At 59.5% G+C, this 20,123-nt stretch carries 15 protein-coding genes; 7 read left to right on the top strand and 8 right to left on the bottom strand.

Annotated elements, in window-relative coordinates:
• The first annotated feature begins 92 nt into the window (after positions 1 to 92).
• Both E4O98_RS13645 and E4O98_RS13640 read left to right on the top strand, forming a co-directional pair.
• On the top strand, positions 93 to 2,789 hold the full coding sequence (locus E4O98_RS13645) for a hypothetical protein (RefSeq protein WP_248135504.1): 2,697 nt from the start codon (positions 93 to 95) through the stop codon (positions 2,787 to 2,789).
• Between the two features lie 247 nt (positions 2,790 to 3,036).
• Positions 3,037 to 5,625 carry a hypothetical protein gene (locus tag E4O98_RS13640; RefSeq protein ID WP_228308786.1) on the top strand — a complete coding sequence of 863 codons (2,589 nt, stop codon included), beginning with the start codon at positions 3,037 to 3,039 and terminating at the stop codon, positions 5,623 to 5,625.
• Between the two features lie 68 nt (positions 5,626 to 5,693).
• Here E4O98_RS13640 and dsbG read toward each other — a convergent pair whose 3' ends face one another.
• From dsbG to dsbD, 3 genes are read right to left on the bottom strand one after another with little or no spacing between them, the layout of a single operon-like run.
• Complete coding sequence (gene dsbG, locus E4O98_RS13635) at positions 5,694 to 6,455, bottom strand: thiol:disulfide interchange protein DsbG (protein ID WP_032880097.1); 762 nt, start codon at positions 6,453 to 6,455, stop codon at positions 5,694 to 5,696.
• Positions 6,431 to 7,276, bottom strand: coding sequence for a TlpA disulfide reductase family protein (locus tag E4O98_RS13630; protein WP_032880099.1), 846 nt, complete (start codon positions 7,274 to 7,276; stop codon positions 6,431 to 6,433). Before E4O98_RS13630 ends, dsbG begins: the two co-directional genes overlap by 25 nt.
• Complete coding sequence (gene dsbD, locus E4O98_RS13625) at positions 7,276 to 9,003, bottom strand: protein-disulfide reductase DsbD (protein ID WP_248135502.1); 1,728 nt, start codon at positions 9,001 to 9,003, stop codon at positions 7,276 to 7,278. The genes E4O98_RS13630 and dsbD overlap by 1 nt, the downstream gene beginning before the upstream one ends.
• A 177-nt stretch (positions 9,004 to 9,180) precedes the next feature.
• On the opposite strand from dsbD, the gene E4O98_RS13620 reads away from it, so the two are divergent.
• The 5 genes from E4O98_RS13620 (at position 9,181) to E4O98_RS13600 (ending at position 13,955) form a co-directional block, all read left to right on the top strand.
• Positions 9,181 to 9,861 carry a response regulator gene (locus E4O98_RS13620; RefSeq protein ID WP_005789979.1) on the top strand — a complete coding sequence of 227 codons (681 nt, stop codon included), beginning with the start codon at positions 9,181 to 9,183 and terminating at the stop codon, positions 9,859 to 9,861.
• The gene (locus E4O98_RS13615; protein ID WP_078821947.1) at positions 9,861 to 11,180 is read left to right on the top strand and encodes an ATP-binding protein; all 1,320 of its coding nucleotides are present in this window, start codon (positions 9,861 to 9,863) and stop codon (positions 11,178 to 11,180) included. The genes E4O98_RS13620 and E4O98_RS13615 overlap by 1 nt, the downstream gene beginning before the upstream one ends.
• A gap of 123 nt (positions 11,181 to 11,303) precedes the next feature.
• Positions 11,304 to 12,071 (top strand): N-acetylmuramoyl-L-alanine amidase, encoded by a 768-nt coding sequence (locus E4O98_RS13610; RefSeq protein WP_148852715.1) that lies wholly within the window; start codon positions 11,304 to 11,306, stop codon positions 12,069 to 12,071.
• A 179-nt stretch (positions 12,072 to 12,250) separates the two neighbouring features.
• A complete protein-coding gene (locus E4O98_RS13605) occupies positions 12,251 to 13,648 on the top strand; it encodes an aspartate aminotransferase family protein (RefSeq protein ID WP_078821945.1) in 1,398 nt (465 codons plus the stop codon).
• Between the two features lie 82 nt (positions 13,649 to 13,730).
• Positions 13,731 to 13,955 (top strand): MbtH family protein, encoded by a 225-nt coding sequence (locus E4O98_RS13600; RefSeq protein ID WP_003192847.1) that lies wholly within the window; start codon positions 13,731 to 13,733, stop codon positions 13,953 to 13,955.
• 112 nt (positions 13,956 to 14,067) lie between these two features.
• On the opposite strand, the gene E4O98_RS13595 is transcribed toward E4O98_RS13600, so the two are convergent.
• The 5 genes from E4O98_RS13595 to E4O98_RS13575 form a co-directional block, all read right to left on the bottom strand.
• Positions 14,068 to 15,414, bottom strand: a complete 1,347-nt coding sequence (locus E4O98_RS13595; RefSeq protein ID WP_032880106.1) for an amidohydrolase — start codon at positions 15,412 to 15,414, stop codon at positions 14,068 to 14,070.
• A 16-nt stretch (positions 15,415 to 15,430) separates the two neighbouring features.
• Positions 15,431 to 17,596 carry a mechanosensitive ion channel domain-containing protein gene (locus E4O98_RS13590; protein ID WP_248135500.1) on the bottom strand — a complete coding sequence of 722 codons (2,166 nt, stop codon included), beginning with the start codon at positions 17,594 to 17,596 and terminating at the stop codon, positions 15,431 to 15,433.
• Between the two features lie 72 nt (positions 17,597 to 17,668).
• Positions 17,669 to 17,845 (bottom strand): hypothetical protein, encoded by a 177-nt coding sequence (locus tag E4O98_RS13585; RefSeq protein WP_164699536.1) that lies wholly within the window; start codon positions 17,843 to 17,845, stop codon positions 17,669 to 17,671.
• Between the two features lie 153 nt (positions 17,846 to 17,998).
• Complete coding sequence (locus tag E4O98_RS13580; protein ID WP_078821943.1) at positions 17,999 to 19,288, bottom strand: M18 family aminopeptidase; 1,290 nt, start codon at positions 19,286 to 19,288, stop codon at positions 17,999 to 18,001.
• 171 nt (positions 19,289 to 19,459) lie between these two features.
• The gene (locus E4O98_RS13575) at positions 19,460 to 20,095 is read right to left on the bottom strand and encodes an RluA family pseudouridine synthase (protein WP_223018155.1); all 636 of its coding nucleotides are present in this window, start codon (positions 20,093 to 20,095) and stop codon (positions 19,460 to 19,462) included.
• Positions 20,096 to 20,123: the final 28 nt, after the last annotated feature.

Here is a 20,123-nt window from a genome sequence, read left to right as displayed (position 1 = left end):
GGGGCGAAAAAATAGGACTCACTTAAGGGAGTGCCTTGGCCGGACTGGGCTGGTCGAGGATACCTACCTCTCTTGAACACGGAGTTCTGAAAGTGGCCAAGCAAACATCCATTCCTGAAACCCCCTCAAATACCGACAATGCGTCAACGCCTTCAATTACGCCACAGCCGCAGGCGCTAGAAGCCGACGCGCCCATCATCTCCAGTGAGCTGTACGGGACGATTACGGCAGAAGCGATGGAGAAGGACTCATACCTGACTGTCGACTCGCGCATGGACAGGTTGGACATTACCGTAAAGTTCAGCATAAAGGAGGCGCCAGAGATCCGCTTGAATGATGTTGTTGACTCAAGCGGGCAGCCGGGTGCCAGGGAAATCCTGATTCCGCAGAAATACCTGACCATGTCCATGGGGTACACGCTGATCGTATGGTACGAGGGCACAGTGAGCGGTAAACCAGCCGTTTCACTGACCAAGGAAGTGGGGGTGACTTTTTACTCTGCAGAACAAAGTAAAGCGCTAGCGCCTCGATTAAGAGATGAAAAGATATTCCAAAATACGCCAACCTATGACATGCACGATCACAAAGGCGATGAGATAGTTGAAATACCTATTCCTCCACTTGCCCAGGTTGGAGATAAAATTTATTGCAGTGTCGTTATTGAGCAATTCAGTGGAAAACCCGTTTTCTATATCGTGGCTTACGGGTATGCATTAACGCTCGAAGATATAGCATCAGGCGAAAAACTTGAATTTCCGATTCCTCGTGGTTGGCTGGCACGTCAAAAGCCACGTTACGAATCAATTACTTGTCAGGCTGCCTGGATCACCAGTGGCGAGGAGCCCCAACCGCCGGCTGAAGTTGAAAACCCTGATGAAGAGACCCGTCTTCCCAGGAACGCTCTTCAAATCCAACATCGTCGTACCGCTGCTTTCATTGGGGATCAAGGCCTGGAGAATTTGCTGCCTCCCCATTTGCGGCAGTCTGCGTTTTTCGATGATAAGTGGTGCCTCAATCCGGAGCTCACTAAAAATGGGGGAGATATAGATGCGCCGGAGCTGGACACTTATGCCGGTGATCAGATCTGCTTCTACGTAAGCGGTCCCGGCTACGGATCGAAGTTACTGGGTTGTGTGGATATTGAAAGCGATGGGGACCCGGCGTCCGTCAAGTTACCGCGCTGTGTGATTGCTTGTTTCTTTAATAAGCCGATGACGCTGAGCTATACCGTTCAATTTCCTAATCTGATGGGTCCAGAGCCTCAGTCGCCGGAGCGGGTGGTCGATGTGCTGAAGCCTAGACTTTCCAAGTCGGAAATTGCAGAGGCCACTCACGGCAAGGTTAACCTCAATATTTTCGATGAGGACGCATCGGCGTTTGTTCATATTGGCGACTATGCCACATGCTCAACGTTCTGCTGGATGTGGATCACCGGTGAACATGAGGACGGAAGTAGCTACCAATCGGAAATTTTGACGAAGGCGCCTGTTACGGAGGACTGGAAGAATAAAGGTGTTGAGACGTTTATCTCGAGAGACAAGCTGCAACAACTGGCTGATTGCAGTGATTTTGAACTGCATTTTGCCGTGAGTTTCTGCGAGGCCTCTGACCGATCAGAAGCTATCGAGGCTCCGGCGGCGACTTTCCATATCGTCCAGGAAGACCTGGTGCTGCCCACGCCCGAAGTCGACAAGGCTGAGGGTGATGAATTGGAACCCTGGAATGCGCGAGATGGCGTAGACGTGGTGGTGAGTTATCTACGTATGAGCGACAGGCAAACCATCGAGCTTTGCTGGAAGGATGATGAAGACAATTGTTGGCCGTTGGATCCTCAAACCGGTGACAGAACAGGCTCTGTCACCTTCCGTTTGCCAGCGCCAGCGGTGATTGCTTCCATCGGTAGCTCCGTGGAAATCAAATACACAGTGACCACCCGCTGTGGGATTAAAACGTCCGAAAGTCTGCTGTTGAAAGTCCTCGTGCCCCACCGTTTACCGACTCCTGTGGTACGGCAAGCGACACCGGTCGCTACTCAGGATGGTGTTCTGAACCTAAGTGCGTTTGCCGGCAACGCTGATATCGACGTAGAGAAGTGGTGGTTTATCCTGCTGCAGCAGAAAGGCAGGATGCGGGCGGAAGGCACTCGACAAAACGGTGGTCTCTACGCCTTTGATGTGTATCTGAAAAAGCCAGTGACAGATACCAGCGCAGGATTATCAGATATCGTGAAGCGATCTGACTTGGCGGTTTTGAAGAATAACTCTGCGCTGACGTTTACATTTTTTGCCAGGCCCAACCCGCGTTCTGACCAAGGTTACGAGGTCATGTTCCCATCGTTAAGGTTGATTTTCCGTTCTGAGTACCGGGATTTCACATCGTTTACAGGCGGCAGTCGGAATGGTTGGCTCGATGGGGCGGCCTCTCAGGGGGAAAACAGATACGCCTCGTTTTTTGGAAAGTCTTGCATCGCCAACGGTACTGCCAGTTCAGGCACCGCTGGCGTCATTCTATACAAAAATGTGACTGGGCTTGAGGTGGGGCGTAGTTATCGCTTCAGTATGCTTGGCTGTACTTATAACGGGGCTGCCCCGTTCCCACAGTTGTCGCTACGTACGAATGCAGGTGCCGTTACTGCGGCAACGCTGTTCACAGCCATGGCGTGGAAAAGAATAGAGGGGGTCTTCGTCGCTTCCAGCTCGTCGATGCAGATGCAAGTTGTGTCTCACCTCGCTTCGGGAGCTAGCGGTAATGATTTCGCGATGACGGACCTTTTGATCGAGGACGCATGACCTTGATAACAGCCGATTGAAAACGCTCCCGCCATTGGCGGGAGCGTTTTTGCACCTACTGTGGAGTTGCAGGGATCTTCAGGCGTAGTGGGTACTGTCCGATGGTCGGAGAATACGTTCTCCAGCTGATAACTGTGAATTCTGACAGTAGGAAAAGAGGCGTTTTTTCGATGTGATAGGACGGTGTCGATCAGGACTTACACCTGTACCTCGGCATTTCCTGCCAATTGAAAAAGGACCTCTCCTCATGCCCAAATTATTGCTGGATCTGCCCGAGCCAACGCTGGTTGAGGCTGACGAAAATGGCCGTGTCGATTCACTCACTCTGCTAGACGGAGGCAATGTCAGCGTCTGCTACGACGACATGCAGGCAACTGACAGCATCACTCTGAATTGGCCACTGGCGGGCAGCGCTTATCCGCCGATACCACCCCAGAATGGCAACGACGCTGGTTGTATCAACATTTATATCCCTGCCGAATACATAGCACTATGGTTGGACAATTACGTGTTGTTCACTTACACCGTTACCCGAAACGGGGATGATCAAACGTCCTTACAAGGTCAAGTATGGATCAGCCTGCCCTCGAACCTGCCTCAGGTGCAAATTCTCAAAGCAACCGATGGCAAACTGGATCTTTCTTTGTTGTGCTGTAAAGATCCGATTCTTTACATCCCATCCTGGGCATTTGCCGACACAATCCAGACGATCGACTGCTATATAGGCGGCATCTATCCCGATGGGTCCAAGGCCAGACTCTACCCATTCGAGGATGAACCGGTTACCGACGAAGACATACGCCTGGGCTGGCGTCGAGCAATCCCTCGGGAGTTGTTCCAACAACTTAAACATGACAGCGAACTGTTTGTTTTGGCCTCCGTGCGCTTCAGCCGGGCCACTCCCTATAGATCGTTCCCCTCGCTAGTGTTGACATTGCTCACCGAGCCTCACCTGGAACTGTCGCCACCTGACCTCAAGGAAGCTGCACACACCGAGTTCGACGGCTGGGTGGTCAACCCCATAAACACGGTTAACGGTGCGCATATCACTGTGGGGTATGAGGGCATATGCAGCGGTGATACGGTATGCCCGAAGTCTTCCGGGACGCCGGGGCCAGGAACGCCGGTGCTGGAGTGTCGCCAACCGGTTGAAGGTGAAACCAGCCTGGTGTTTGCAGTATCGCCTTTAGCGATTCGTGCCAACTTTGAGCAAACCATTACCTTGACTTACGGCGTCACGCGTTGCGACGGCAGCCAATGGTCTTCACCCGAACGCAGGGTGAAAGTGCTGGGCATCACGGGCTTGCCAAAATCGAATATTGAACAGTCCACAGGCAACCGTCTGGACCTCAATACCTTTCGTGGCGACGCAAAGGGCGTGGTGCCCATTTGGAGTTATGCCATTGAGCTGGACTGCTGCTGGATGTGGGTAACCGGTACGCTTGAGGATGGCAGCGACTATTGTTTTTATGTGTTGGAGGCCGAGCCGCTTAAAGCCGCCTGGTTACACGATGGGGTCGATACACCGATCTCCAGGGCCAAGCTGCAAAAGCTGGCGGATTGCAAAGCGTTTGAGCTGCATTTTGCCGCGAACTTCGATGGCCAGTGTACGTGGGAGACTGCCGTCGAGTTCCCGGTTCGGACTTTCAGCATCGAGCAGGAAGCTTTGACACTGCCCCCTCCCAGGGTATGTGAAGCAGTGGATGATCAACTGACCATCTGGAATGGCCGGGACGGTGTAACGGTGCGGGTGGAGTATGAGCGGATCAGCCCTCATCAGACGATTCAGGTAAAGTGGATCAAGGCGGACGGTACGAGCCTGCCGTTGGAATCAAAACCGGGCAACAGTGATCCGGGCTATGTTGATTTTGCGATCCCGAGTGAAGCGGTGATTCAGGGCGCAGGTAAAACCATCCTGATCAACTACATAGTGACCAGTACTTGTAAGTTGGCGCCGTCGAAGACGCTTGGGCTGAAGATCAGTGTGCCGACCCGGTTGCCGACACCCGTTGTGCCAGAGGCTACGCCACCTGCTACTCAAGGCGGGATTTTAGATCTGCAGACTTTTACCGGTGATGCGCATATCACCGTGTATGACGCAAACTTCGACAAAGCGTGGTGGTTTGCTTTTGAAGGGCAAAATGCTTGGCTACGTGTTGTCGGGACTCTCGAATCCGGTGCCCCCCATACAATCAACGTGCGTATGGACCCACGCGTAATTTCAGAGGAAGTCGATAACGGGTTATCGGCAGTACTGCTGCGATCTGAATTGGAAAAATTGAAAGATCACAGCCCGTTGACTGTTTTTTGCGAGGTCACGACTGACGGGAGTTCAAGTGCGACGGGCGCAGTGCGGTTCCCATCATTGGAATTGACAGTCATTGTGCCCCCCAAAATTCGCTATGAAAACTTTACTGGTCAGCCGACCCGACTGATTTCTGCAGGCGCAAGTATTAGCATCCCGACGATGAACATACGTTTTCTATCTGGGCCAGGAAAAATGGGTATCTCAACGTATCCATCGACACCAGGGATGCTAGAGGGGCAGGCACTTGTTTTTGCTGATGGATTAGGCCAGGCACCGAGTCATCAAAGAGTGCGCCTTGATTTAACCTTTACATGTAAGCGTGTGAAGTGTGCATATACCTGGAATCACTATCCTACGACAGTGAGTTTTTACAGTCCGTCTGGCGGATATTTAGGTGCAGTAAATTTAAATGGGAGTCCTTTGAATAGTTGGATCGATTTTTCTGCACCGATAGGTTCGGTAATAGGCTACATAGAGATATCGTCTGGCGATTGGATGTACTTTGATTTCTTTACCTTCTGGTTGTAGCTTCAGTCAGCTTGACTAAACGCCCACCTGCTTAGGGTGGGCGCTTTATGCACATCGTTTTTATCAACTTACTTCGGCCCCAAAATCTTCACCAACTTCTCCGGCGACGGCGCCCCCTGTTGCTGCTGCAATCCACCCTTGTCATCCAGATAGAAAATCGCCGGCGTTGCTGACAACTCCAGTTCATCCATCAACTTCATATTGGCATCGAGCTTGGCCTCGACCTCGGCCGGGATCTTCTCCAGCGCCTTGAGCTTACTGCCCTTGCCGGCGGCTTCGTGTTCTTGCAGGGCTTTTTGCGGGTCTTTGGCGGCGAGCAGGGCGGCGGACTTGCCTGGGCTGTCTTCGCGGATGATGCCGACCATGATGTGGCGCAACTGCACCTTGCCGGCCTTGACCCACGGCCGCGCCTGTTCCCAGAACATGTTGCAGTAGGGGCAGTTAGGGTCGCTGAACAGGTACACGGTGCGCGGGGCGTTTTTATCACCGTCCTGGATCCAGCTGCTTTTTTCCATCTTGGCCCAGACTTCCTTGGCCATGGGTGCGTACACCAGTTTTTCCAGGGGCGCGGTGCTCAGGTCATTGCCCTGGGCGTCGTACAGGTTGCCGGCGATCACGTTTTTGCCGTCGGCGGTCAGGTACAGGGCCATGCCACGGTTCTGGTACTGGGCGGCGTAGCCGGTGAGGCCGCTGGGGGCATCGAATTTACCGATGATCCTGGCGCCCTTGGCTTCGATCTGTTTGATCGGCGCCGGCCAGTCTTCGGCCTGGGCCAGGGAGGCGGCGAGCGTCAAGGGCAGCAGGGTCAGCAGGTGGCGGAGGCGAGGCATGTCGGTTTCCTTGTCGTGGTGTCATCGAAGGGTTCCATGGCCCGGGCCAGGCTGGCTTCGGAGAGTTCGCCCAGGTGGCTGTTGATCAGGCGCCCATCGGCTTGGTAGAACAGCGTGGTCGGCAGGGCCATGGAGCCCACGGCCTGGCCGAGGCGGCCGCTGGCGTCGAACAGCACGTTGTCCAGGTTCAGGCCCTGGGTGGCCAGGTAGGTGCTGACGCTTTGCATGCTCTCGGCCTGGTTGACGAACAGAAAGGTCACGTCGGGGCGCATACGCTGGGCGTTTTCCAGCACGGGCATTTCGCGCCGGCACGGCGGGCACCAGGTGGCCCACAGGTTGATCACCAGCGGGCCACCCTGGTAATCCGCCAGTTGCACCACCTCGCCATTGGCGTTGCGCAGGGTGATGTCCGGCAGGCGCGTGCCTTTTTCATACAGGCTGAGGGACAGGCTGGCCATGCCCCAGAACAACAGACCGGTGATCACCCCGGCGCTGAGCGGCTTGCGCAGGGCCGGGCGACGCCAGCCATACGCCAGCGCGCCGAGCACCAGCGCGATGATGCCGGGCCAGGCGAGGAAACCACCGTCACGCAGGTCGACCATCTCGACCCAGTCGTTGCTGTAATAACTCCAGTACATCAGCACGAAGCTGACGCGGGCGGCCAACATGCCCAGTAGGAACAGGCTGAACAGCACCGATTCGGGGTTCTCACCGCCACGCTTGGCCACGCGCCAGCCTACCAGTGTGGCGAGAATCAGCGCGCTGATCAGCAGGATGTGATTCAGGGCGATGGCGAATGTGCCGATGGTCAGGGTCAACATCAGCGCGCGTCTCGGGTTTGCGTCCAGCGTTGCAGGAAGGCGGCGGCATCCACTTCGCCGGTGATGCGTTGGGCGCGACGTTCATCACCGTCCGGGCCGATCCACACGAAGCTCGGTGGCCCCGGCACCTTGTAGCGGCCCAGCAGTTCGCGGCTGGCAGCGTTGTCGGCGGTGACGTCCAGGCGTAGCAGGCGCACGTCTTTGAGCGCGTCCATCACCTCGGGTTTGCCGAACACCTGTTTTTCCATGATCTTGCACGACACGCACCAGTCAGCGTAGTAATCCAGCAGCACCCATTGGCCCTGGGCCTTGGCGCTGTCGAGCTGGCTTTGCAGCACGGCCGGGTCATTGATGGTGGTGAAGGCATCGTGAGCGCTCGGTGCACCGGCGACCTTTGAGCCGCTGTAAACCTTCAACGGTTGCCACAGCTCATCGCTGCCACCGGCTGCGCCCACCACCAGTATCGCGCCCCACAGGCCCAGCACCAGGGAACCTGCGCCGAACACCTTGGCGGCCAGGCCGAACTCACGGGCCAGTGTCCAGCCGCAGTACGCCATCACCAGCGCCAACGCACCCCACAGGCCGATCCACAGGCTGTCGCCGACCACTGGGCGAATCATCAGCACGGCGGTGCCCAGGAACAGGAAGCCGAAGATACCCTTGAGCACGTTCATCCAGGTGCCCGGCTTGGGCAGGAAGCGATTGCCCACGGTCACCAGCAGCAATAGCGGAATGCCGATACCGATGCCCATGGCGAACAGGATCAGGCCACCGTGCAGCGCATTGCCGCTCTGGGCGATATACAGCAGGGCGCCGGCCAGGGGCGCGGTCATGCACGGGCCCACCAGCAGGCCGGACAGCGCGCCGAGCACACCAGCACCCACCAGGCTGCCACCGCTTTGCTGGCGGCTGACGTTATCGAGACGGTCGCGCAGGAAGGCGGGCAACTGCAATTCAAAGAAGCCGAACATCGGCAGGGCCAGCAGCACGAACAGCGCGGCAAAACTGCCGAGTATCCACGGGGTTTGCAGCAGCGCAGCGAGGTTGGCGCCGAGCAATGCGGCCATCACCCCCAGGGCGGCATACACCAGCGCCATGCACACCACGTAGCTGCCGGCCAGGGCAAAGCCACGGCGCGGGCTGGCGCCACTGCCGACTACCAGGCCGGCGAGAATCGGCAGCATCGGCAGCGAGCAGGGCGCAAACGCCAACAACAGGCCCAGGCCAAAGAAGATCAGCAGGCTCCAGCCCAGGCTGCGTTGTTGCAGGCCGCTGGCCAGGCTTTGGTCCTGGGCCTGCGCGGTAGCGGCTACGGCCGGGTTGCCGCCCAGGTCCACGGTGATCGACTGCGGTGGATAACACAGGCCCGCATCGGCACAGCCCTGCCAGCCCAGCTTGACCTTGCCGGTGGCGCCGGCCGGGATCTTCACTTCCAGGCCCTGGCGATACACTTGCTGTTCGCCGAAGAACTCATCGCTATGGGCTTCACCCTGGGGCAGCACGGGTTGTTCGGCCAGGCCGTCGAACTTCATGCGTTGCTGGTACAGGTAGTAACCGTCGGCTATCTGCCAATACAGTTGGGTTTCGCCACTTTCAAGACGTTCGGAGGTAAAGGTGAAGGCTTTGCCCACCGGGAGAAAGTCGGGTTTGGTTTCGAAGGGGTTGCCCGGCGCTGCCTGGGCGAATCCCGCGAACAACACCAGCAGAAAGGTAAACAGATGCCGCATGGTCAAGCCTTAGTTCGATGCAAGTGAGGCACACAATGTGTGGCGCTGATTAACCGATGATTAACCGGACGCTATTCTAGAGTGTAGGGATAATCTGATGTTGTGAACTTTAGCGGCATAATGCGCGCTTAATCTGGCGCTTTTCTAATCACCCCCATCTTTCATGAAGGGTTCAGCATGCACGTACTGGTCTGTGAAGACGACGAACTGATCGCCAGCGGTATCGTGGCCGGCCTCGGTGCCCAGGGCTTTACGGTCGAGCGCGTGGCCACGGCCGCAGCCGCCAGGGCGATGCTCAAGGCCGCAGCGTTCGACATCATGGTGCTCGACCTCGGCCTGCCTGACGAAGATGGCCTCAAGCTGCTGCAACAACAGCGCAGCCAGGGCCTGGAAATTCCCGTGCTGATCCTCACCGCGCGGGACTCGGTGACCAACCGCGTCGACGGCCTGCAAGCTGGCGCCGATGACTACCTGCTCAAGCCCTTCGACCTGCGCGAACTCGCCGCCCGCCTGCAAACCCTGTTGCGCCGGGTGGCGGGGCGCAGTGTCAACCTGATCGAGCACGGCCGCCTGGCCTACGACCCCAGCAGCCGCGAGACCTTCCTGGATGGCCAGCCGGTGGACCTGTCCCGTCGCGAACAGGCGCTGTTGCAGGCGCTGCTGCACAACAAGGGCCGTGTGTTGTCCAGCGAGCAGCTCAAGGACAGCATCTACGGGTTCAGTGATGAGCTGGAAAGCAACGCGCTCAACGTGCATATCCATCACCTGCGGCGCAAGTTGGGCAATGGCATCGTCGAGACCGTCAGGGGCTTGGGCTATCGCCTGGGGCCGGCTGATGCAGGAGAGAACACTCAGTGATGAGCTTGCGCCTGCGCCTGACGTTCAAGCTGGGCGCCGCTTTTGTGCTGATCTGGGTGCTGGCGGCCGCCTGGATGCTCAACGATTTGCGCAACCAGATGATGTTCTCCCTCGACCAGCGCCTGGTGGCCTCGGCGCGCATGGTAGCCGGGCTCACCGAGCAGATGCCGGGTTTGGCCAGCGTCAGCGGTGGTGCACATTTGCGCACCGAACAGTTGAATGTGCCGGGGGGCATGGCCTGTCAGGTCAGCTCCTTGCGCGGCGAGATCCTGGCACGCAGCCACACGACCCCGGATGAAGGTCTGGAGTCGCGCAGGAGTGGTTTTCGTGACCAGATGATCGATGGCGTGGGTTGGCGCAGTTTCACCCTGTCCCGGGGCGACCTGCTGATCACCACCGCAGACCGCCAGGTGGAGCGTGAGGCACTCAACCTGTCGATCCTGCTGGCAGCATCGGTACCGGTCGGCGTGGCATTGCTCGGTTGCCTGTGCCTGTTGTGGCTGGGCATCGGCCAGAGCCTGGTGCCGCTCAATCGTATGCGCGACGCCTTGATGCGCCGCAGCGCCGACTCTCTCGAACCCTTGCAGATTCACCCGTTGCCCAGCGAGCTCAAGCCGTTGCTCGACACCCAGAACCAACTGTTGCAGCGCATCGCCAAGACCATCGAGCGCGAGCGCCGCCTGACCGGTGACGCGGCCCATGAACTGCGCAGCCCGTTGACGGCAATCAAGACCCACCTGCAAGTGGCGCGCATGACCGAAGGTGCGGCGCGCGACCAGTCGCTGGCGCACGCCGAGGAGGGAGCCGACCGCTTGCATCGCACGCTGGAGCAATTGTTGCTGTTGGCGCGGGTGGAGGGCAGCTTGTCGTTTGACGATGGCTTGCAGTCCAGTGCCGAAGAAGTCGCCAGGTTGGCGATCCAGGACGCCAATGCCGGTGACAATTCCCGTATCGATCTTATTCTTGCGCCGGACCTCTCCCACGTTCCGGTAGAAATGCCCGTAGGCCTCGCCGTCGCGGCCTTGCGTAACCTGCTGGACAACGCCTTGCGCCATACCCCCGCCGATACCCGCGTGGAACTGCACGTGTTTTCTACCCCGGATAACGTGGTGTTTCGCGTGCGTGACCATGGCAAGCAGATCTCCAGCGAAGACCTGCAATACCTTACCCAGCGCTTCTGGCGTAATGGCAACAGCGAAGGCTGCGGCCTGGGCCTGGCGATCGTGCAGGCGATTGTGCAGCGCTGCGCCTGCTCGCTTGAGTTCGACAGCCAGCCGGACGGCTTGCGGGTTGAGCTGGGTATGCCGCTGCGCCGCTGAACCTTGCTTTTCATGTGCCAAGTAATTACCGCCCGCCTGACATTCAACCCTTCAGGATGGCGGTAATTTTTTTGCGCTTGAACGGGCCGAATGATTCGGCCTGAAATGAAAAGGACGGTTCTTATGTTGGTTATCGACACCAGTTTCCCAGCCAGGGATTTCAACGACCGCCAAGGTGAATCCGTGCAGCAGGTTATTCTGCACTACACCGCGGCGCCTTTTGCTTCGTCCCTGCGTACCCTTACGCAACACGGCGTCAGCGCCCACTATCTGCTGCCCGACCCCGATGAATCCAGCTACCGCGCCGCGGGTTATGAAGAGTTGCGCGTGTTTCGCCTGGTGGAGGAGGACAAACGCGCCTGGCACGCGGGAGTGAGCCATTGGGCGGGGAGGGACGACCTCAACAGCCGCTCGATTGGCGTTGAAATCGTCAACCTGGCGCGGGATGACGCGGGGGTATTTACCTTTCCCGAATACTCCCCGGCACAGATCGATGCGTTGATTGCATTGGTTCGCGACGTGCTTGCACGTTATCCGCAGGTCGGCCCGACTGACCTGATCGGGCATTCGGATGTGGCCTATTGGCGCAAGAGTGATCCGGGGCCGCGGCTGCCCTGGCGTGTTCTGCATGAGGCCGGTATTGGGGCCTGGTTTGATGAGCCAACACGGGCGATGTACCAGCGCCGCTTTTGTGTCGGCTTGCCGCCAGAGGTTGAGGTAGAGCGGGCGTTTCAGCGTTTTGGCTACAAGCCCGCGCAGAATCGCCGAGCCTTTGAACAGCGCACCCGGGCGTTCCAGATGCACTTTCGGGCTAGGGATTATTGCGGGTTCCTGGATGCAGAGAGCTGCGCGATCTTGTATGCACTGAACGACAAATACCGCGGGCTATGAAGTGTGGGAGGGGGCTTGCTCCCACATCTGCATCTTCATTCATCAGTTATCGATCACCGCCCCCTAAATCCTGTTCTAGCTGATGCGTTTCCAGAACAGGAAATCCGTGCGCATGCCCTTGGGCCAGCCGCCAACGGATCGGCAGTTTGGTCATCATCAGCGTATTGAGGGATCGAGAGATGTCAGTCGCTACCAGCCGTATCGAAGACGCCCTGGCGCCTGCGGAAACGCTCTACCAGTTTGACGAAACCCCGCTGCTGGCCCGCCAGCGCCAGCAGGAGTCCAACGCCCGCAGCTACCCGCGGCGTATCCCCCTGGCGCTCAAACGCGCCAAGGGCCTGTATGTGGAAGACGTCGAGGGGCGGCGTTTCATCGACTGCCTGGCCGGCGCCGGCACCCTGGCGCTGGGGCATAACCATCCGGTGGTGATCCAGGCGATCCAGCAAGTCTTGAGCGACGAGTTGCCGCTGCACACTCTGGACCTGACCACACCGGTCAAGGATCAGTTCGTGCAGGACCTGTTCGGCTTGCTGCCATCGGAACTGGCGCGGGAAGCGAAAATCCAGTTCTGCGGCCCCACTGGCACCGATGCGGTGGAAGCCGCGTTGAAGCTGGTGCGCACCGCAACCGGGCGCAGCACTGTGCTGTCGTTCCAGGGCGCTTATCACGGCATGAGCCAGGGGGCGTTGAGTTTGATGGGCAGCCTGGGGCCGAAGAAGCCGCTGGGGGCGTTGTTGGGCAATGGCGTGCAGTTCCTGCCATTTCCGTATGACTACCGCTGCCCGTTCGGGCTGGGCGGCGCCCAGGGTGTGCGGGCCAACCTGCACTACCTGGAAAACCTGCTCAACGATCCCGAAGCCGGGGTGGTGCTGCCGGCGGCGGTGATTGTCGAAGTGATTCAGGGTGAAGGCGGCGTGATCCCTGCCGACCTCGATTGGTTGCGTGGCTTAAGGCGTATCACCGCGCAAGCGGGGGTGGCGCTGATCGTCGATGAAATCCAGAGCGGCTTTGGGCGTACCGGCAAGATGTTTGCCTTCGAACACGCCGGCATCATTCCGGATGTGGTGGTGATGTCCAAGGCCATTGGCGGCAGCCTGCCGCTGGCGGTGGTGGTGTATCGCGACTGGCTCGACACCTGGCTGCCGGGTGCCCATGCCGGGACGTTCCGCGGCAACCAGATGGCGATGGCGGCGGGCTCGGCGGTGATGCGCTACCTCAAGGATCACGACTTGGCCAGTCATGCGGCGGCCATGGGCGAGCGTCTGTGCGAGCACCTGCGCATCCTGCAGCGCGACTTCCCGCAGTTGGGGGATATCCGTGGTCGTGGGCTGATGCTGGGGGTGGAGCTGGTGGATCCGACAGGCCCGCTTGATAGCCTGGGGCACCCGCCGGTGCATCGCCTGTTGGCACCGCTGGTGCAGCGTGAGTGCCTCAAGCGCGGGCTGATCCTGGAGATGGGCGGGCGCCATGGCGGCGTGGTGCGCTTTCTGCCACCGCTGGTGATCACCGCGGCCGAAGTCGACCAGGTGGCCGAGATCTTCGGGCGCGCCTTGGCGGCGGCGGTTGCCGGCGTTTAATTTTTGCGGTGCCTGGTACGTTTCTACAGATATCAGCGCTGCGCGTGGTGCGCAGCCAGCCTTTGAGCGATGGAGAACAGCAATGACCTCAGTATTTGACCGCGACGACATCCTGTTTCAGGTAGTGGTCAACCACGAAGAGCAGTATTCGATCTGGCCTGACTACAAGGCTGTGCCTGAAGGCTGGCGAACCGTGGGCAAGAGTGGCATGAAGAAGGAGTGCCTGGCGTATATCGAGGAAGTGTGGACGGATATGCGTCCGTTGAGCTTGCGCCAGAAGATGGACGGCGCCGCCCTCGCCAACTGATTCACTTGGGCCCGACTGTGGGAGGGGGCTTGCTCCCGATAGCGGTGTATCAGTCAGCCAATGTTCAACTGAAACACTGCTATCGGGAGCAAGCCCCCTCCCACATCAAGCATTAGTGCGGGGTGTGGGTGTAGAGGTAATCCGTCGCCAACGACGCCAGCGTCCTCACGCCCACCACCAACGCCGACTCATCCACAAAGAACCCAGGGTTGTGATTCGGCGCCGCCTTGCTCATGTCCTGGTCCCTCGGTGTCACCCCCAGGAAGACAAACAGCCCCGGTGCCTCTTTGGCATAGAACGAGAAGTCTTCGGCGCCACCCACCAACGGGCCTTGCACCACATCACCCTGAGCCGCCCAGCGCAGGCTCGGCAGCATTTTCTCGGTCAGCGCCGGGTTGTTGATGGTGGGGTCGTACTTCTCGATGATCGTCACTTCGGCCTTGGCGCCACCGCTTTCGGCGATTTTCTCTACGGTTTGACGCACGTCTGCATGCAGCTTCTGGCGAATGCCGTAGTCGTAGGAGCGAATGGTGCCGCTCATGTCTACCGACTCGGGGATGATGTTGTAGCGGGTACCACCGTTGATGGTGCCGATGCTCACGACAGAGGGGAATGACGAAATATCGGTACGGCGGCTGACCACGGTCTGCAGGCCGACAATGGTTTGCGCGCCAACGGTGATCGGGTCGATACCGTCCCAGGGGCGGCCGGCGTGGGTCTGTTTGCCGAGGATCCTGATGCGCAGGTCGTCGGAGCTGGCCAGGGTCGGGCCTGGGCGGTAGGCGATTTGCCCGGCAGGCACACCGGCCCACACATGCAGGCCGAACACCGCGTCAGGCTTGGGCGCTTTCATCACGCCTTCCTGCACCATCATCTTCGCGCCCCAGGTGTTCTTGCCGTCGGGGATAAAATCGCTGGGGCCTTCTTCGGCCGGTTGGAAATAAAACACCACGGTGCCGGGCAGGCGGTCGCGCATCCCGGTAAGAATCTTCGCAGTGCTCAGCAGGATGGCGGTATGGGCGTCGTGACCGCAGGCGTGCATCACATCGACTTCCTTGCCCAGGTAGGTGCCCTTGGCTTTGGAGGCGAAGGGCAGGTCGGCGACTTCCTTGACCGGCAGCGCATCCATGTCGGCGCGCAGGGCCACGGTCGGGCCGGGCAGCGCGCCTTTCAATATGGCAACGACGCCGGTGCGGGCCACCCCGGTCTTCACCTCAAGGCCGAGTTCGCGCAATTGTTTGGCGACCAACTCGGCGGTGCGGGTTTCGGTATTGCCCAGTTCCGGATGGGCGTGGATGTCGCGGCGGGTTTCCAACAGGCTGGGTTCGAGTATTTTTGCCTGGGAGGCAATGGTTTCCCTGGCACCGTCCTGGCCGCTGCTGGCGGCAATCACTGCACTGCTCGTGACCGCGCAGAGCAAACCCAAAACCCATTGGTGTGTCAGACCGTTCATTCGCATACCAACCTCTGCTTGCTTATTGTTGTGGATCTTTCTCCTGCACGCTGCCGGCGGTCAGCACCTGCACGCTCAAGCGCGGCGTTGCCAGGTCGAGGCCGGCTTCATCCAGATGCCGCTTGAGCGACAGGTTGAACGCTCGCGAGACTTCCCACTGCTTGATCGGCGCGGTCTTGAAGCGTGCGCGCAGGATCGCGCTGCCGGATTCGAAACTCTCCACGCCCTGGATTTCCAGCGGCGACCAGATATTGCGGCGTTGCAGGGGGTCATTGCGCATGGCTTGGCCGACATCGCGCATCAGCTTGATCGCGTCGTCGATTTCCATGTTGTAGGGGATTGCCACCCGGAAGATCGCGTAGCCGAACTCTCGGGAGTAGTTCTTGATGCTCTTGATCTCGCTGAACGGGATGGTGTGCACGATGCCGTCGATATCGCGCAGGCGCACGGTGCGGATGGTCAGGCCCTCCACCGTACCCAGGTGGCCGCCAACGTCTACGTAGTCGTCGATGGCCAGGGAGTCTTCGATGATGATGAACAAGCCAGTGATCAAGTCCGCTACCAGCGACTGCGCACCAAAGCCGATAGCGATACCGATTACACCCGCACCGGCCAGCAATGGGGTGACGTTCATGCCCATGTTCGCCAGCGCCACGATGGCGGCGATGATGAAGATGGTCACGAACAGCACGTTGCGGATCAGCGGCATCATGGTTTGCGCACGCGCGTTGGCCAGGCCTTTGCGTGAGCGGGTCAGGGCGTGGTGGATGGCGGTGTCGCTGAGGATCCAGATCAGCCAGGCAAACAGCAAGGTCCCACCTAGGCCAAACAGCTTCACGGCTATTTCATGGCCGTCACCTTCGGTAAAGCGAATCATCGACAGGCCCCACACCCGCAGCCCCAGCTCGATAAACGCCAGCCACACCACCAGGTGCACCAGGGTGTAGACAAACCCTTTGAGGCGTTCGGAGTACAGCGCGTGGCGTTTGTGCCCGCGCTGCGGCTTGAGGGCGTGGCGGCGCACCAGGCCGTTGATCACCATGCACAACACCAGCAGCACCGTGCACAGCAGCGACTGGCGCAGGGCGGTGCTGGTATCGCCGGCCGACAGGAAGGTCGCGAACAGTGAGATACCTACCAGCAGCAAGGCCGGGATGTACCAGAAGGTACCGATGATCGACAGGGTGTCGGTGAGGGCGCGGCGGGTCAGGCGGCGCGACAGCGGCTGGTTGCGGATCAGGTGTGCAATCGGTCGACGGAAACGCAGGATAAACACGCCGGTGGACAGCGCCGCCATTACATTGGCCACGGTTGCGGCGGTGTGGGCCAGGTGCTGGCCGAGCGCCTCGACCAGGCGCGGATCGCTCAAGGCTTCACCGAAGGCGGCAAAGCTGCCGATCCACCACAGCGGGCGGAACGCCTGATGGCGCAGGATATACAGGGCGCGGTGGCGGTGCGGGCCGTCGAGTACGGAGAAGGCAATTACGCAGATTGCCGAAAAACAGGTGCCGACCACCAAGGCATACGCCAGCACCATCGCCAGGGATTTGCCCAGGGAGGAAGGCAGGGCGTAGCTCAGGTAAACCGTGATCACCAGGGCGATCAACCAGGGGCCCAGCTTGCGCAGGGCAAAGCGCAGCATGTCCCAGGTGCGCGGGTGTTGCGGCAACTCTTCGGGCAGGCCGAAACGCTCGCGTACCCGGTGGCTGAGCCAGATCAGCGCGGCTGCCAGCAGGCTCCACACTGCCAGGATCACGGCAAAACCAAAGATGATCGGCAGCCATTCGTTGGCCGGCAGCATCAGCGCGCCCAGTTCATCCTTGGCCAGGTCGACTTCATTGGACCAGCGCCCCAATGGGCTGTCGGCGCCGGAAAACTGCTGTTCAAAGCCCGACAGCGTGCTGCCGATCAACCCGAGCACACCTTGCTCAGTAGCAGGTTGGGCCTTTTGCGTGGCGGCGCGCAGCTTTTTCAGGTCGCTCAGCAACTGGGTGCGCTGTTGGTCGTTTTCGAGAGTCTTGATCACCTCGTCCAGCGACTGCCCTAGGGGCACTTCAGCCTGGGGTTGGGTCTTGCTGGAACCACCCAGCATTCCGGGCAAGCCTACGGCTTGGGCGGATGACAGCGGCAGCAGCGTGAGCAGGGCGATCAACAGGTAGCAGGGCAGGGCAAACAGACGGGAAAGCACGAGGCGGTCAACCTTCAAAGCAACGAATTGACCGAGTGTACGAGGCCGCTATGCCCAATGCGAGCGCATTTGTCATTGCGCCAGTTTGGCGAGGATCTTGTAGACCACGGTGCCCAGGATCAGCAGCATACCAACCCACATGCCGAACACGCCGAGGGGCTTGTCGCGAAAGTTGAAGCCGACCGCGAGCATGATCATGCCGATCACGATGGGGATGAGCATGGCGTGGAACGAGGACATTGAAATCATGGGAGCAATAGCCTTGTCGCAGTGGAAGTTTTGACAAGTCTAGGCGCGATTGCAGGAAGTGCAGGTGATACAAGTCAGTTTGGCAGTACATCGAACCAAATGTGGGAGGGAGCAAGCCCCCTCCCACATTTCGATCACATTTTGCCCGTCAAATCAGGGCAGGTCGCGGCTCGCGTAAAACGCCCCCAGCACCTTCACCAGATGCGCCAGGTCATGGCTGCCGCACAGCTCTCGAATGGAGTGCATGGCAAACGTCGGCAAGCCGATATCCACGGTGCGTACACCCAGGTGGCTGGCGGTGATCGGGCCGATGGTCGAGCCGCAGCCCATGTCACTGCGCACCACAAAGCTTTGTACCGGCACTTCTTCGGCCATGCACAGGTGACGGAAGAACCCGGCGGTTTCGCTGTTGGTGGCGTAGCGCTGGTTGCTGTTGACCTTGATCACCGGCCCGGCATTGAGTTTCGGACCGTGGTTGGCGTCGTGCTTCTCGGCGTAGTTGGGGTGCACGCCGTGGGCGTTGTCCGCCGATACCAGCAGTGATTTCTGAATGGTGCGTACGAACTCATCACCTTCAGGCAACAGGCGGCGCAGGGTCTGCTCCAGCATCGGGCCATCGGCGCCGCAGGCCGAGCAGGAGCCGACTTCTTCGTGATCGTTGCACACCAGCACGCAGGTTTCGTCGGTCTCGCTGGTCAGCAAGGCTTGCAGGCCGGCGTAGCACGACAGCAGGTTGTCCAGGCGCGCACCGGCGATGAAATCGCCATTGAGGCCTATGACCGCCGCGCTTTGGGTGTCGTAGAAGCTCAGCTCGTAGTCGAGCACCACGTCAGCGTTAAGCCCATGCTCGCGGGCCAACTGCTCGGTGAGCACGGCGCGAAAGTCCACGCGTTCGTCACCGGCAAATTGCGCAAGGATCGGCGGCAGCTCGGTCTGGGCATTGATCGCCCAACCCTGGTTGGCCTCACGGTTCAGGTGAATGGCCAGGTTGGGAATGATGGCGATCGGCAGCTTGAAGTCGATCAATTGGCTTTCGACCTTGCCGTCGCGGCGGAAGGTGACGCGGCCAGCCAGGGATAGGTCGCGGTCGAACCACGGCGCGAGCAGCGCACCGCCGTAGACTTCCACGCCCAACTGCCAGAAACCCTGGCGTTGCAGCTCAGGCTGGGGTTTGACCCGCAGGCACGGGCTGTCGGTGTGGGCGCCGACCAGGCGGATGCCGCCCTGCAACGGTGAGTGGCGACCGAGCTTGAAGGCGATGATCGAGGAGTCGTTGCGGGTCACGTAGTAGCGACCATTGGTCTCGGTGGTCCAGGTGTCGCGCTCGTCGAGACGCTGGTAACCGGCCGCTTCCAGGCGCTGGGCGAGGGCCGCAGTGGCATGAAAAGGAGTAGGGGAGGCCTTGAGGAAGTCGATCAGGCCTTGATTCAACGCTTCGCGCATAAATAGCTCCAGACAGCAATGCGCGGAGTTTACCGTTCGATGGCCAGAAGTGCACAGAACAAATGCGGGAGGGGGCTTGCTCCCGATTGCGGTGTGTCAGTGAGCAAATACAGTGACTGACACTCCGCCATCGGAGGCAAGCCCCCTCCCACATTTACCCGTGTTCACAGCTTAAAAGGGGGCAGGGCACTCGAAGCGCAAGCGCTCGCCGCTTTGTGGATGGGTGAAACTGAGCATGCTTGCGTGCAGGCACAGCCGCGGCCAGGCAGCCAAGGCTCGTTCATGAGCATACAAACCATCACCCAGCAACGGATGCCCGATGGACAGCATATGCACACGCAACTGGTGCGAACGCCCGGTGATCGGCGTCAGCTCCACGCGGCACCAGTCGCCACAACGCTCCAGCACTTTCCAGAAGGTCAGGGCGTGCTTGCCGAACTCGTGGTCCACCACATGCCGTGGCTTGGTCGGCGGGTCGTAGCGCAGGGGCAGGTCGATGCTGCCGCTGTCCAGTTCCGGCTGGCCCCAGGCCAGGGCGGTGTAGGCTTTTTCTGTTTCGCGGTCGTGAAACTGGCGGGACAGTTCGCGATGGGTGTCGGCATCCCGGGCCAGCAGGATGATCCCCGAGGTTTCCCAGTCAAGCCGATGGACGATACGGGCTTCGGGGTAGCCGTTTTCCTGCAGGCGGGTAATCAGGCAATCCTTGTTGTCGTCGGCGCGACCAGGCACCGAGAGCAGCAGGGTCGGCTTGTTCACCACCAGGACAGCGTCGTCCTGATGCAGGATATGTATATTGGACAGCGGCATTAAACAGCCTCGTAACAAACGCCAACGG

It is taken from the genome of Pseudomonas sp. W2Jun17 (assembly GCF_023127795.1).
Lineage (GTDB): Bacteria > Pseudomonadota > Gammaproteobacteria > Pseudomonadales > Pseudomonadaceae > Aquipseudomonas > Aquipseudomonas synxantha_A.
Note: the sequence above shows the minus strand (reverse complement) of the source record. Positions and strands in the feature narration are given on the sequence as shown.